The organism is Asaia sp. VD9 (assembly GCF_037150015.1).
Classification (GTDB): Bacteria; Pseudomonadota; Alphaproteobacteria; order Acetobacterales; family Acetobacteraceae; genus Asaia.
The window spans coordinates 140,768-154,247 of sequence record NZ_JBBCQM010000002.1 but is presented as its reverse complement, the minus strand read 5'-3'; the positions used below and the strand labels follow the sequence as shown (position 1 = coordinate 154,247).

Annotated in this window: 18 protein-coding genes and 1 other RNA gene; 11 read left to right on the top strand and 8 right to left on the bottom strand. The window is 62.0% G+C overall.

Features of this window, described 5'->3' with window-relative positions; genetic code table 11:
- Positions 1-26: 26 nt before the first annotated feature.
- Positions 27-362: a hypothetical protein gene (locus tag WFJ47_RS03090; protein WP_336760818.1), complete on the top strand. Its 336-nt coding sequence runs from the start codon at positions 27-29 to the stop codon at positions 360-362.
- Between the two features lie 67 nt (positions 363-429).
- On the opposite strand, the gene WFJ47_RS03085 is transcribed toward WFJ47_RS03090, so the two are convergent.
- Together WFJ47_RS03085 and thyX are read right to left on the bottom strand one after the other, a co-directional pair.
- Positions 430-681 carry a hypothetical protein gene (locus tag WFJ47_RS03085; RefSeq protein WP_336760816.1) on the bottom strand — a complete coding sequence of 84 codons (252 nt, stop codon included), beginning with the start codon at positions 679-681 and terminating at the stop codon, positions 430-432.
- Between the two features lie 4 nt (positions 682-685).
- A complete protein-coding gene (thyX, locus tag WFJ47_RS03080; RefSeq protein ID WP_336760814.1) occupies positions 686-1,594 on the bottom strand; it encodes an FAD-dependent thymidylate synthase in 909 nt (302 codons plus the stop codon).
- Positions 1,595-1,775: 181 nt separating this feature from the next.
- Between thyX and ssrA the strand changes: the two genes are divergently transcribed.
- Together ssrA and WFJ47_RS03070 are read left to right on the top strand one after the other, a co-directional pair.
- Positions 1,776-2,108: a transfer-messenger RNA gene (ssrA, locus tag WFJ47_RS03075) on the top strand.
- 161 nt (positions 2,109-2,269) lie between these two features.
- Positions 2,270-2,794 (top strand): ClpXP protease specificity-enhancing factor SspB, encoded by a 525-nt coding sequence (locus WFJ47_RS03070; protein WP_336760813.1) that lies wholly within the window; start codon positions 2,270-2,272, stop codon positions 2,792-2,794.
- A gap of 169 nt (positions 2,795-2,963) precedes the next feature.
- Here WFJ47_RS03070 and WFJ47_RS03065 read toward each other — a convergent pair whose 3' ends face one another.
- A complete protein-coding gene (locus WFJ47_RS03065; protein ID WP_336760811.1) occupies positions 2,964-3,494 on the bottom strand; it encodes a helix-turn-helix domain-containing protein in 531 nt (176 codons plus the stop codon).
- A 104-nt stretch (positions 3,495-3,598) separates the two neighbouring features.
- Here WFJ47_RS03065 and WFJ47_RS03060 point away from each other — a divergent pair, with 104 nt between their 5' ends.
- From WFJ47_RS03060 to WFJ47_RS03050, 3 genes are read left to right on the top strand one after another with little or no spacing between them, the layout of a single operon-like run.
- Positions 3,599-4,165 carry a hydrolase gene (locus WFJ47_RS03060; RefSeq protein WP_336760809.1) on the top strand — a complete coding sequence of 189 codons (567 nt, stop codon included), beginning with the start codon at positions 3,599-3,601 and terminating at the stop codon, positions 4,163-4,165.
- 38 nt (positions 4,166-4,203) lie between these two features.
- Positions 4,204-5,286 (top strand): AbrB family transcriptional regulator, encoded by a 1,083-nt coding sequence (locus tag WFJ47_RS03055; protein ID WP_336760808.1) that lies wholly within the window; start codon positions 4,204-4,206, stop codon positions 5,284-5,286.
- Positions 5,287-5,314: 28 nt separating this feature from the next.
- Positions 5,315-5,707, top strand: coding sequence for a VOC family protein (locus WFJ47_RS03050; protein WP_127100577.1), 393 nt, complete (start codon positions 5,315-5,317; stop codon positions 5,705-5,707).
- Between the two features lie 114 nt (positions 5,708-5,821).
- Here the strand turns inward: WFJ47_RS03050 and WFJ47_RS03045 are convergent, their stop codons facing one another.
- From WFJ47_RS03045 to WFJ47_RS03025, 5 genes are all read right to left on the bottom strand, one after another.
- Positions 5,822-6,046 (bottom strand): hypothetical protein, encoded by a 225-nt coding sequence (locus WFJ47_RS03045; protein WP_127100580.1) that lies wholly within the window; start codon positions 6,044-6,046, stop codon positions 5,822-5,824.
- Positions 6,047-6,199: 153 nt separating this feature from the next.
- Positions 6,200-6,799: a YceI family protein gene (locus tag WFJ47_RS03040; RefSeq protein WP_336760806.1), complete on the bottom strand. Its 600-nt coding sequence runs from the start codon at positions 6,797-6,799 to the stop codon at positions 6,200-6,202.
- A complete protein-coding gene (locus tag WFJ47_RS03035) occupies positions 6,796-7,383 on the bottom strand; it encodes a cytochrome b (protein ID WP_233581934.1) in 588 nt (195 codons plus the stop codon). Before WFJ47_RS03035 ends, WFJ47_RS03040 begins: the two co-directional genes overlap by 4 nt.
- Before the next feature lie 28 nt (positions 7,384-7,411).
- On the bottom strand, positions 7,412-8,029 hold the full coding sequence (locus WFJ47_RS03030) for a YceI family protein (protein WP_336760804.1): 618 nt from the start codon (positions 8,027-8,029) through the stop codon (positions 7,412-7,414).
- Positions 8,030-8,058: 29 nt separating this feature from the next.
- Positions 8,059-8,670, bottom strand: a complete 612-nt coding sequence (locus WFJ47_RS03025) for an NAD(P)H-dependent oxidoreductase (RefSeq protein WP_336760802.1) — start codon at positions 8,668-8,670, stop codon at positions 8,059-8,061.
- A gap of 159 nt (positions 8,671-8,829) precedes the next feature.
- Here WFJ47_RS03025 and WFJ47_RS03020 point away from each other — a divergent pair, with 159 nt between their 5' ends.
- The 5 genes from WFJ47_RS03020 (at position 8,830) to WFJ47_RS03000 (ending at position 13,462) form a co-directional block, all read left to right on the top strand.
- On the top strand, positions 8,830-9,819 hold the full coding sequence (locus WFJ47_RS03020; protein ID WP_127100588.1) for a LysR family transcriptional regulator: 990 nt from the start codon (positions 8,830-8,832) through the stop codon (positions 9,817-9,819).
- A 153-nt stretch (positions 9,820-9,972) separates the two neighbouring features.
- Positions 9,973-11,010 (top strand): tRNA preQ1(34) S-adenosylmethionine ribosyltransferase-isomerase QueA, encoded by a 1,038-nt coding sequence (queA, locus tag WFJ47_RS03015; protein ID WP_336760800.1) that lies wholly within the window; start codon positions 9,973-9,975, stop codon positions 11,008-11,010.
- Entirely contained in the window at positions 11,007-12,179 is a 1,173-nt protein-coding gene (gene tgt, locus WFJ47_RS03010) for a tRNA guanosine(34) transglycosylase Tgt (RefSeq protein WP_336760798.1), read from the top strand. The genes queA and tgt overlap by 4 nt, the downstream gene beginning before the upstream one ends.
- A 13-nt stretch (positions 12,180-12,192) precedes the next feature.
- Positions 12,193-13,254 (top strand): tRNA epoxyqueuosine(34) reductase QueG, encoded by a 1,062-nt coding sequence (queG, locus tag WFJ47_RS03005; RefSeq protein ID WP_336760797.1) that lies wholly within the window; start codon positions 12,193-12,195, stop codon positions 13,252-13,254.
- Positions 13,247-13,462, top strand: coding sequence for a ribbon-helix-helix domain-containing protein (locus WFJ47_RS03000; protein ID WP_127100596.1), 216 nt, complete (start codon positions 13,247-13,249; stop codon positions 13,460-13,462). The genes queG and WFJ47_RS03000 overlap by 8 nt, the downstream gene beginning before the upstream one ends.
- Positions 13,463-13,480 lie beyond the last annotated feature (18 nt).

The window sequence follows — 13,480 nt, the reverse complement described above, 5'->3', positions numbered from 1 at the left end:
ACAGATTTTCGGGGGCTTATCGCATCATGATGTCAACCAGACCGGGCCTCCTCCCTGCCTCGATCTCGGCGGAGGAGGAGAGGCAACGCCGACTCACCCTCTTGCTTGCACGCTTGCCCGAAAAGCTTCAGCGATTGACACGCTGGCTCCTCACGCCCTCACGCTGGTGGGTGAGGATTCCGGCAGGCGTCCTGTTCATGATCGGGGGGTGTCTGGCTTTCCTGCCGATATTAGGGCTTTGGATGCTTCCCTTGGGCTTCTTCCTCCTTGCGGAGGATATCCCCTTCCTTCGCCGTTTGAGCGGAAGACTTCTGGCCTGGATCGAGCATCGTCACCCGCGCTGGATGGGCCTTGCGCCCTGAGAGACCCGATATCTGCGCGACGAGGACCATGTCCCGGCAAGGATGAGGCGGGACCCTTCAAAGGCGTCTAGTGTGCGCCGCGTGTTCCCTGAGCGCCGCCTGGCGCCGACTCGCTACGGACACAGGCACTCTGTGTCCCGGGAGTCGCGCCACATTCTGGCAGGGGGGCGGGCGCCGTCACCGGCCAGAACAAGCGTATGCCCAGCGAGATCACGACAAGAACACCTGCAAGAGCGGCCCAGGGCAGGATCGAGGGCAGCTTTCTCGGAGGCTCGGGGTCGGGGACCCCCTCCTCCATCATGCGGCGAAGATCGGTCACCGCATCACGCCTTTTGCAGGACGGCCTGCATCTCTTCCCATTCGCGCTTGCTGAGCCCCGATTCCGGCTGTGTCACCGCCTCACCGGCCAACTGGCGACGCAGGACGGCCAGCATGCCTGATGAAAAGGTGAAGGCCCCCAGACGATACTCCTCGAAAGCGGAAGCCGTGATGGGCACCCAGGCGCGCAGCACATCGAGCATGGCCTCGGCATAGACGCGGATTTCATACTGGGCGTGGCTGTCGGCGCGCAGGCTCAGGAAATGCAGCAGGTTGTGAAGATCGATCTTCCAGTACCACTGCGTGTAGGTGTTGAGCGTCAGATTCATGCGCGCCAGTTCGCGCGCCAGACCATACCCCTCAGGGTCGAGCATCGTCTCGTAGTTGTCATAGCAGCGCGCCGCATCCTGACGCAGCAGGTCGAGCACCTCAGCCGCCTTTTCGGGAGAAAGCGCCTCGGCGCGGCCCTGGCGGTTCGACACGCTCTGTGCCGACACCTGCTCGGGATCGGGCAGATAGAATTCGCGATCCAGAATCGAATAGCGTGCCGAGTATTCGTTCACATTTGCCATGCGATGACGGATCCATTGACGCGCCACAAAAACGGGCAGCTTCACATGGAACTTGATCTCGCACATCTCGAACGGGGTCGAATGGCGATGCCGCATCAGATAGCGGATCAGCCCCGTATCCTCGGAGACCTTCTTGGTGCCGCGCCCGTAGGAAACACGTGCAGCCTGCACGATGGCCCCGTCATCGCCCATGTAATCGACGACACGGACGAAGCCATGGTCGAGCAGTTCGATGGGGGTGAAGAGAATCGCCTCCAGGGCAGGCACGGTCGGCCGGCTCGTCTGAGAGGGCGTGAGGCGGGAAGCGTCGATCTCGGCGCGTTGTTCTGATGTCAGCGGCATGGGCCGAGGCTTATCACAGGACGGCTTGGGAAAACACCAGCACTTCATGTCACGGGATGATTCGGTCCGCACGCATCCATCCTCCACCCAAGCGCCCGCAAGGCCGATCGCCATCATGGTCCATTGCGATTGCCCGGACTTGGACCGCCTTGCGCGCTCAATCCGCTCCGAGGCCGGGCAGCCCCTTGCCGTGAAAGCGGCGCGCGTCTATATGCATCGGTGCCGGAGGGCTTGCCCTTGGCTATGGCGATAAACGGTAAGTGGAATAATCGTTACGGACCCGGGGGCAGTGCCCGGCGTCTCCACCATTCCTTCCCGAGGGCCCTGCCCAACGGAAAGTCAGGGGACGAAACAGGCTCGACGTGCGTGGTAAAGACTTGCCTTTTGCCCGGCATTGTACCGCCGTTATCGGGCTAAATCACAAGTGCCAATGATAACACAAAGGTGCTCGCTGTCGCTGCATAAGCGATAAGCGCGGTTCGGGAGGGCACCGGGCAACAGAAGCCCTCCCACTTCATTCATCCCCCATCCTCAGAAACGCGACCGCAGGCGTTCAGGCATTTCCCGCCCTTACGCCGAGGGTTCGGGATATAGTCTACCGACACGAGCCCTTGCCATGGGCCCTGAATCGTCGCATCCCTGAGTGATCAGTGTCTCGAAAATGGATCGATTAGAATGAGCGATGATCAGGGTGACGGCATGGATCACGAATTGCCAGAAAGCCTGCTGCCCTATGATGAATGGGTGGAAGACGCTTATCGTGAAGTCATGCTGCGCGCACTCGATTACGCCAGCACAGAGGGTCTCCCGGGCGAGCATCATTTCTATCTCACCTTTCTGACCGATTATCCTGGCGTCATCATTCCCGACCGTCTGCGCGCGCAATACCCGCATGACATGACGATCGTGCTGCAGCATCAGTTCTGGGATCTGAGGGTCGATCGCGAGGCCATGACGGTGTCGGTGGGTCTCTCTTTCGGGGGAATCGGCAGCGTGCTTGTCATTCCCTTCGCCGCGATCACTGCCTTCGCTGATCCCCATATCCGTATGGCTCTGCGCTTCACGGTCGAGCCGGGCGAGATGGCCGCCGAGATCGATGAGGCGGAGCCCACGGCTGAGGACGAGAGCGCGTCGACGCAGACCGGCAGCGAAGATGGTCAGGTTGTCAGCCTGGACGCCTTCCGCAAGCGTCCGCACTGATCTCACCCCTTTTCCCGCCCCGAACTCCATCCCATCCCGGCGTCAGGTTCCATGAACGCGAGCAAAGGGCAGAGAGGCCCATCAAGGCCAAGCGGCCTGGAAGCCTCTCCGCAGCCGAGTATCAACCCGGCTGCGGTTCACGGTCTGTGCGCCCATGCGGGTCGCGAGCTCAGGCACCCCTGACCAGCCCCAGGACTACCTGACGCAACTCCTTCTCGATCTCCCTACCCAGCGAGCCTGTCACAAGTTGCGGGGCAAGCTTCAGGACGTGAAGCACCACGACGCCTCGCGCCGGAGCCGTTTCAGCTTTGTCAGGTGTTACGCGCTCAAGGATACGCACCACGCGCTCCAGAAACTGGCTACGCCATTGCGCTGTGTAATGCTCGGCATCGGAGCGTGTTGCCATGAGCATGGTCGTCACATCGCGCTCTTCACGCTTTTCCAGCCAGGCGTTCATCAGGAGTTCGGCGGCGGCGTCGAGAGCGCCAGGCCCGAGTTCCTCATACATGCGATCGAGCAGATCGAGACGATCCTCGATGAACCGCTCCAGCAGCGTGATGGCAATACTCTCCCTTGTCGGGAAGAAACGATAGAGCGACCCTATGGCCGTTCCCGAGCGCGCGGCGATTTCCGTCATGGTCGCGCCCTCGACGCCCTTCTCGGCAAAAAGCGAGGACGCTGCATCGAGGATCAGGGCCACGCGCTCCCGGCCACGCTGCCTCTTAGGGGCGATGGCATTTGACTTATGCGAGGAATTCCTCGCATAACTGGGCAGTGACGTTTCCATCGATGAAAGGCTCTCCCATGCTCACTCTCGATCCCAAAACGACGGCGCTCGTCCTGATCGATCTCCAGAGCGGCATATTGTCCCTGCCTGTAACGCCTCATTCAAGCCAGGAAGTGCTCGCCAAGGGCAGGAAACTTGCGGAAACCGCTCGCGCCGCAGGAGTCTGCGTTGCGCTCGTTCATGTCGGCTTCGCGCCCGATTTCGCGGATGCCCCGCCCCATAATGTCGATTCCCCCCTGTCCACCGCCACTGCCCTGCCTGCCAATTGGAGCGATCTGGCGCCGGGCTTGCAGCAGGAGGGCGATCTCGTGATCCTCAAGCGCCAATGGGGCGCCTTCACGGGAACGGATCTCGACCTGCAACTGCGTCGCCGCGGTATCAGGACCATCGTTCTGGCCGGTATCGCCACGAATTTTGGCGTGGAATCGACGCTGCGCCACGCCTGGGAGCTTGGCTATGATGTGGTGGTCCCTGAGGATGCCTGCACCTCGCTGAACAAGGAGATGCATGAGATGACGATCACCCATGTATTCCCCCGGCTGTGCCGCGTGACGACCACGCAGGATATCGGGTTCTCGGCCTGAGCTGAGGAGGGATCGACGCTGGTGCAAAGGCAGGGGCCATGAAGAATGCGATAGGCATCCTCGTCATTCTCACGCTGCTCTCGGCGGTGCTCGCCGGAGGGCTGCTTGTTGCCGGTCTTCCCGCCGCTCTCCTGATCGGCCCAATGATTGCGGCCATCATCGTTGCGGTCTCGGGAGGCAGCATACCGCTCGACAGGCGGCTGCCTCCCCTCGCCCAGTCGATCATCGGCCAGTTGATGGCCCATTCCCTGACACTTCGCGTCCTGCGCGAGGTAGTCAGCCATTGGGCCATTTTCCTCGGAGGGGTGTTTTCGGTCATTCTGATCAGCTTCTCGCTGGGCTGGGTCCTCGCCCGGCTGCGCGTCATGCCCGGCAGCGTCGCGCTCTGGGGCTCGTCCCCCGGTGCCGCAACCGCCATGACCCTGCTCTGCGAGTCCTATGGCGCCGATCAGCGCCTCGTGGCTTTCATGGTCTATCTGCGCGTCTTTCTTGTCACGATCGCCACCTCGATCGTCTCGCATATCGTGGTGTCCTCGCATGGGGCGCATCCACTTTTCCCCACGGACCCACATCTGCCAATCTGGCCCTGTTTCATCATCGTGGCGCTTACGGCAGTCGTCACCCCATTCCTGCGCCTGGGTGCCGCGCCGCTTCTGGTCAGTCTGGCGCTGGGGGTGCTGTGCCAGAGCTTTCTGGGGCTCAGCTATACCTTGCCCGAATGGCTGCTGGCCCCGAGCTATGTGATCATCGGCTGGATGATCGGCCGACGCTTCACCCGCGACGTACTTGGCCACGTCTGGCGCGCCCTGCCCGCTGTCACGCTCTCGACCTGTGTGCTCATTGCAGGATGTGCGCTCCTGTCCTGGCCGCTGGCCCGGATCGCGCATGTGGATCTGCTCAGCGCCTATCTGGCCACCAGCCCCGGTGGCGCGGACTCAATCGCCATCATCGCCGCCTCGACACCGATCGATGTGCCTTTTGTCATGGCCATGCAGATTGCGCGCTTCATGGTGCTGATCGCAGTGGCCCCCATGATCGCCACGTCGCTCATGCGCTTCCTGCCGGGTGAGACAGCGGAGATCTCTAGTCAGGCGGGGCGGAACACTGATACTGAACACTGAGGCCCCTGTCAGCGAAAGTCCGGACCTCATGCGTTTTACCGTCGATCGCCTCGACCATATCGTTCTCACGGTTCGTGACCGCGCCCTTTCCGCCAACTGGTATCAGCGCGTTCTGGGGATGGAAATCGAGGAATATGGCCGCAACAATCGCGTCTCGCTCTCTTTTGGCGGCCAGAAGATCAATCTGCGGCCGCTGGATTCAGAAGGCTGGACCACAGCCGGGAAAGCGGCTCCGGGGGTGAGCGATCTGTGCTTCACCACGGCAATCGATTCGGAAAATATCATACGCCATCTGGAAAAATGCGGCGTGGCCATCATCGAAGGACCGGTGAACCGTATCGGAGCGCTCGGGCCGATCACTTCGGTCTATATCCATGACCCGGATCAGAACCTTATCGAGATCGCCTCTTATCAGGGCTGAACGTGCTGCCCGGATCGCCGCGGCCTTTCGAAAGGATGTTTCCAGTTCCTTTTCACGACACGCAGAGAGATGCAGGCGCCACCGGGACAACCCGGATGGCGCAACACTGCGATGTTACCAGTTCTTGCTGATCAGCCAGAATTCTTCCGATGTCAGCGTGACCAGACCACCACCCGGCAGACTCGTCTCGGCGGCCGCACCGGCGAGTGCCTCGATACGCTCGATCATGATCGTCTTGCGCTGATGGGTTTCGGATTGTTCCTTGACCTGCCCCAGAGCAGTCAGAGCGGATTTTGAGGCCTTTGCGACGCGGGCAGCGTCAAGGGCGGCGTAAGACATCGAATTTCTCCAGTGATGATCTGTTCCCTGTCTAGTCGATTTGAGGGCGCAGTTCATCCCCCTCCCGGTTTTGCCCTGTCGAAAGACGTCGCCCAGGGAACTAGTCGGATATCTTATGGAGGGGATTTTTGAGGCGAGGTCAGCGGGAGATGATCACTTCTTGCCATGGGCCACGAGGTCAAAGGTTACGCCAACCTCGAGTGCCACCCATTGCCCTGAGGCCCAGGGCCCCTGCCCGACGCCGAATGCCGTTCTGACAAGATCTGCCTGACCTTGCGCGTAAGCACTGCCATCTTTCGCCTCGAGAGTGAAGCGCAGGGTGACGGGCTTGGTGACGTCACGCAGCGATAGCGTTCCCAGTGCCTCATAATGCTTCTCGCCCACTGAGCGGATGGCAGTTGAAACGAAACGCGCTTTCGGGAACTGGGCCACATCGAACCAGTCTGCGCCCGGAAGGGCCGTGTCACGCTGCGTGTCCCCGGTATGGGCGCTCGCAAGATCGATCGTCACCTCGATATGCCCGCTCTCGGGATGCGCGGGGTCCAGCGCGATCTCGCCATCATATCGCCCGAACTCCCCGGCGAAACGTGTCCCGGTCTGGGTTCCAGTGAAGCCGATATGACTTTGTGCCTTGTCGAGCACCCAGTCCTGCGCCCGCACGGGGGCGGAGGCGAGGAGCACGAGAACCGGCAAGGCCAGAGCGTGTAAAACGAGTACTGGCTGGGCGCGACGCGACATTCTGAGCGTGATCATCGATCTTTCTTTCCCAACTGGGGCAGCATGCGCTCAAGCACGCCATCCTTGAGGATGAGCTGATGCCGCAACGCCGCGAGCACATGGAGCGTGATCAGGGCAATGAAACCATAAGCCCCATAGCTGTGCAGGGCGGAGAATGCGTCCTCGACCGGCTGCTTGTTCGCCAGATGCGGCAGGTAGGGCAAATCCGGCCAGGGTATGAGGCCATAGAGGACGGTCGGAATGGCGTAGACGGAACTCGACACCACGGCCCATCCGCTCAGAGGCAGCAGGATCATGGCCGCATACAAAACGGCATGGGCGAGCGCCGCGAGATGACGCTCCATGCGCGGCATCGTTCCGACAAAAACGGGAGGGCGGTGTGCAAGGCGCCACGCCAGACGACACAGCGCCGCGAGCAGGATCGTGATCCCGATCGATTTATGCAGCTGAAATAGCCGGAACATCGTACCGGGAGGTAACCCGCCATGCACCATGGCCAACCCGATCGCGATCAGCGCCAGTATCCCCAGGGCCATGAGCCAGTGAAGGCCCATGGCCACGAGGTCATAACGCGACTTCATGCCAGATCGATCGCGCATACCGCCCATCACTTCCGATCGCCCCTGTTCAGGAGGCTTTTTCGAAAGCGCCGGCGATATGCAGTGTCACCTGATCACCCACCAACGGCACATAGCGCGAAACGCCGAACGCGCTGCGCGAAATCACCGCGGTGCCTTCGAACCCAACCGTTTCCTTCTTGTCGAGCGGGTTGACGCCGCTTCCGATCAGACGCGCCTTGAAGGTGACGGGCTTGGTCACGCCATGAAGCGTCAGATCGCCCGTGATCGTCGCCATGCTGCTTCCGGCGCGCGTGACGCGTGTGGAGACGAAATGGGCCGTGGGGAATTTCTCGGCGTCGAACCAGTCAGCGGATTTCAGCTCGCCATCGAGCTTGCCCACAGTAGTCTGGACCGAGGCGATGGGCAGGGTGACATCCAACTTCGTCGCGTCGATATGCGCTGGGTCGAGGGTCAACGTGCCTGAGGCCTGCGAGAAAAAGCCTGAGAAATTGGTGAAGCCCATATGCAGGAGCGTGAACGCGACCTGGGTATGATAGGGCTCGACGCTGTAACTGCCAGCCTGAACCGCCTTGGGGTCAGGCGTGCCGCCCTTTTGGGCGTGCGCGTGCGGGACAGAGACGAGAGCCGCGAAAAGGGCGGCGCTGGCGAGAATGGTCTTGTTCATGGAAAAGAGCTCCTTCGTTTCGAATTGAATCAGAGTGTCAACGCGGCAATATCGGCCTTGGCGGCGCTCATGGCCGCATCACGGGCCTCTGCCCCGCGGCTCAGCCCTTCAGCGCGGATCCAGGTTATGTCGCGCAGTCCGATGAAGCTGAACACAGCCGTCATGTAGGGCTCCTGATGGTCCATCGGCGCCGCCGGAGTACCCGGCGTATAATTGCCGCCGCGGGTCGAGATCAGAACCGCCTTCTTGCCCCCGGGCACCAACCCCTCGGGACCGTTCTCACCATAGCGGAAGGTCTTGCCCGCTACCGCAATACGGTCGATCCAGTTCTTGAGCTGGACAGGAACGGTGAAATTGTACATCGGCGCGCCGATCACCACGATATCGGCGGCGAGCAGTTCCTCCACATGGGCGTTGCCTCGCGCCAGATCGGCCTGGATTGCCTCATCGGTCACCTCCGCGCCGAAACGCGCCGCCATATGACCGGCCGAAAGATCCGGGATCGGATGGGCGGCCAGGTCATGATAGGTGATCTCGGCTTCGGGATGGGCTGCCTTGAGATGGGCGATGGTCTCGGCCGTCAGGGCGCGACTGGCAGAATTGTCACCGAGAATGCTGGAATCGATGTGAAGGATCTTCATGATGGGCGCTCTCTGCTTCAGGGCCTGATGAGGAAGCAGGAAAACCCCGTGATGGGGCGTCAACCTGCTGTTCCCGCATACCGTCCCATACGTTAACCCATCTCGACACTCGATATCTTCCGATGGATAGTATCGCTCTGGACTATGGATGGGGGGATCATGCTGGACCGGATTTCGCTCGATCAGCTCCGTGTCTTCATCGCGGCAGCCGATGATGGCAGCTTTTCGGCAGCGGCGAGGCGCTTTCGACGCTCGCAGCCTGCGATCAGCGAAATGATCGCGACACTGGAATCCCAGATGGGCGTGGCCCTGTTCGACCGTATGGGACGCTATCCACAACTGACAAAGGCGGGCCAGACCTTGCTCGCCGATGCGCGCGGTATCGTCATGGGCGTCGATCACATGAAGGCGCGTGCCTATGGCATGGCGTCGGGCATCGAGCCCGAGCTTTCCGTGGTAGTGGATGTCTTCTTTCCCATGGACCGAATGACCCGCGTGGCGCGCGGCTTTCGCGAGACTTTCCCCCAGACGCCGCTGCGTCTCTATGTCGAGGCGCTGGGCGGGGTCTTCCAGCCTATTCTCGAGTCACGCGCCCAGATCGGCATTGCAGGTCCCCTGCCCGATCTGCCCGATGCCCTTTCCTCGGAGGCGCTGGGTGACATCCGATTCATGATGGTGGCCTCGGCGGAGCATCCTCTCGCCCGCCATGACGGCCCGATCCCCAAGGAAGAACTGGCGCGCCATGTGCAACTGGTCCTGACCGATCGGACCGATCTTTCCGCTGGTCGCGAGCGCGGTATCTTCTCGCCCGCTACGTGGCGTCTGGCAGACCTGTATGCGAAGCATCATTTTCTCCTCGGCGGGCTTGGCTGGGGCGGCATGCCGGTGCACAGCATCAGCGCCGATCTCGAAGCAGGTCGTCTAGTGGAACTGCAGATGGATGGGTTCACGCCCGGTGGTTCGGCCATGCCCATGACGGTGGTCTACCCTACGGCAGAGCCCCCTGGCCCGGCAGGACGCTGGCTGATCGATCATCTCAAGCTCTGCCCCGGACGGCACGGCGTGACCGGACCCGATACGGGCCAGGCGCCCCCAGAGCCGCAAATCGCGCAAACGATCTGCCGTACCAGGCAGCCAGCCCTATCCTGAAAAAGCCGACAGGCGTGATACGGGCGCGGCACGCGCCGTTTCCACTGCGGATCGCCTCCTCATCAGAGCCGTATCGTCTGAAGATATCCGAGCCGCCCACCGCCTGATTTGCACTGGCATTGACGGGCGGTTCTGGCCTAAACCGAGCCGCCCATGCAGATATCCGATTTTGATTTCGATCTTCCGCGCGAGAATATCGCCCTGGAACCCGCCCGACCGCGCGATTCAGCGCGCCTGCTGCGCGTGGCTGCCAGCCAGCCCCTGAGCGAGGCGCGTATCAGCGATCTCCCCTCCCTGCTGGAGCCGGGCGATCTGCTGGTGGCCAATGACACAGCCGTCATACGCGCTCAGCTCGCGGCACGACGCGGCGAGGCAAAGATCGGCATCACCCTCGACCGTATCCTGAGCGATGGCAGCTGGCACGCGCTGGCGAAGAATGCCCGCAAGCTCAGGCCCGGCGACACGCTGCATTTCGGCAGCGATCCTGTCACGGCTGACGTGGTGGAGAATGAGGGAGATGGGGCCATCTCCATGCGGTTCTCGGCCGAAGGGGAGGCCTTCGACGACTTCCTCAAACGGGCCGGTGTGCTGGCCCTGCCCCCGTATATCGACCGCCCCACCGGCCCGACCGCGCAGGATGACAGCGACTACGCCACAATTTTCGAACGCCATAAGGGTGCCGTTGCCGCCCCAACGGCGGGACTGCATTTCACCCCCGACCTGCTGTCCGCGCTCGACGCACGCGGTGTGAAGCGTCACACCCTCACCCTGCATGTAGGAGCGGGCACCTTCCTGCCCGTCCGTGATGAGATTGCCAGCCATAAGATGCATGCCGAATGGGGCCGCATTGACGCCCAGACAGCGCAGCTCATCAACGACACCCGCGCCAGCGGCAAGAAAATCGTGGCCGTAGGCACCACAAGCCTACGCCTGCTCGAAAGTGCTGCCGATGAGCAGGGCATCGTGCATCCGTGGGAGGGCGAGACCTCCATCTTCATCAAGCCCGGCTATCGTTTCCGGGCGGTCGACAGGCTGATGACCAATTTCCACCTGCCGCGCTCGACCCTGTTCATGCTCGTCTGTGCGCTGGCCGGAACCGAAACCATGCGCGACGCCTATCGCCATGCGATTGCCGAGGGCTTTCGCTTCTATTCCTACGGAGATGCCTGCTTGCTGGACCGCGCCCCATGACCGAATCCGCCACGAAAATGCAGTGGAAGGCCGAGGCCTGTTGCGGTCAGGCGCGTGCGGGCCATCTGAATACCGCCCATGGCACGATCCCGACGCCCACGTTCATGCCGGTCGGCACGGTCGGCACGGTCAAGGCCATGACCATGGATGCCGTGCGCTCGACGGGTGCGGGTATCATTCTGGGCAATACCTACCACCTCATGCTGCGCCCGGGTGCCGAACGCGTGCGCAAGATGGGCGGCCTGCATCGCATGATGGGCTGGTCCGGGCCGATCCTGACCGATTCAGGCGGGTTCCAGGTCATGTCGCTTGGCGCGCTGCGCAAGCTCGATCAGGACGGAGTGACGTTCAACTCGCATATCGATGGCTCGAAGCATCGCCTGACGCCGGAAAGCAGCACCGACATCCAGCACGCGCTCGATGCCACCATCACCATGTGTTTCGATGAATGCCCCGCCCTGCCCGCCACGCCGGAGCGTCTCGAATCCTCCATGGAATTGTCCATGCGCTGGGCAGCGCGCTCGCGTGAGGCCTTCGTGCAGCGCCCCGGCTATGGCCAGTTCGGCATTGTGCAGGGTGGGACCGAACGCGATCTGCGTGCCCGCTCGGCGAAGGCCCTGACCGATATCGGCTTTGAAGGCTATGCCATCGGCGGCCTGGCGGTGGGCGAAGGTCAGGAACTGATGTTCTCGACGCTCGATTTCACCACACCACTCCTGCCGCAGGACCATGCGCGCTATCTGATGGGCGTGGGGACGCCCGATGACCTGCTGGGCGGTGTCGAGCGTGGCGTCGACATGTTCGATTGCGTCATGCCCACGCGCGCAGGCCGCACGGCACGCGCCTATACTGAGCGCGGCACGCTGAATATGCGCAATGCGCGCCATGCAGAAGACAACCGTCCGATCAGCCCCGATTGCGATTGTCTGGCCTGCTCACGCCATAGCCGCGCCTATCTGCATCATCTCTTCCGTGCCAATGAAATTCTGGGGCCGATGCTGCTGACATGGCATAATCTGGCCTATTACCAGCGGCTGATGCGCCAGATACGGGTCGCCATTGTCGACGGCACCCTGCCGCAGAAAGCGCTCGCCCTGCGCGCCGACTGGGCCGCCGGAGACTGGACGCAGGACGAGTTCCCCCAGCCGGACTGGCCGCCGGTCCCATGACGCCTCTCTCCCCATGAGCAAGAGCATCGAAGACCGCATTGCCGACCATGCGCGGCATCTCGGTTTCGATGCGATCGGCTTTTGCGACGCCTCCCTGCCCGAGGAAGCCCGCACGCGGCTGCGCCAGTTTGTGGAAGACGGGCGGCACGGCACGATGAGCTGGATGGAGCAGCGCATCGGACAGCGCGGCGACCCCAAGGCGCTCTGGCCTGAAGTCCGCAGCGTGATTTCACTCGGGCTTTCCTACGCACCCGAGGCCGATCCTGCCGAAACGCTCGACCAGCCCGATACGGGCACGATCTCGGTCTATGCCCGCCATCGCGATTATCATGACGTGCTCAAAGGCATGCTCAAGCATCTGGCGCAATTCGTGGTGCGTCAGGATGTTGGCGGCGATGGCACACAGGTGAAGGTGTTTGTCGATACGGCGCCGGTTATGGAAAAGCCTCTGGCCGAGCAGGCCCAGCTTGGCTGGCAGGGCAAGCATACCAATGTCGTCTCCCGCGATCACGGGTCATGGCTGCTTCTGGGTGAAATCTACACCACGCTCGACCTAACCCCGTCACCACCACGCGCCGGGTCATGCGGCAGCTGCACGCGCTGCCTGACCGCCTGCCCCACCGACGCTTTTCCGCGCCCTTATGCGCTCGATGCGCGACGCTGTATTGCCTATCTCACCATCGAGCATGACGGGCCGATCCCGGTAGAATTCCGCAAGGCCATGGGTAATCGCATCTATGGCTGCGATGACTGCCTCAATGCCTGCCCGTGGAACCGTTTCGCTGCGACGTCGCGCCACATGAAACTTCAGCCCCGTGCCGATCTGATGGCCCCCAAACTGGATGATCTGGCCCGGCTCGACGATGCTGGATTCCGCAGCTTTTTCTCCGGCTCGCCTATCAAGCGCATCGGGCGCAACCGCTTCGTGCGTAACGTCCTGATTGCGCTTGGGAATTCCGGTGATCGCGCGCATCTACCCCTTGTCGCGCATCTGACGCAGGACGAAAGCCCGATTGTCGCTGACGCTGCCGCATGGGCACAAACCGAATTGCAGGAAGCCGCATCGAATGAGTGATCTCGTCAAACGCAGCTTCACCTTGTCACGCCATCGCACAAGCATCGCCCTCGAGCCTGAATTCTGGGCCGTGCTGGAAGAGATGAGTGCGGAGAATTCCCTCGCCTCTCTGATCGCCAGCATCGATGCGACGCGCCCACCGGAACGCCCGCTCGCCTCGGCGCTGCGCGTGGCTTGTCTGGTTTTCCTGCGCAGCAAAGGACCATGATTCGACAAGACATCTGCG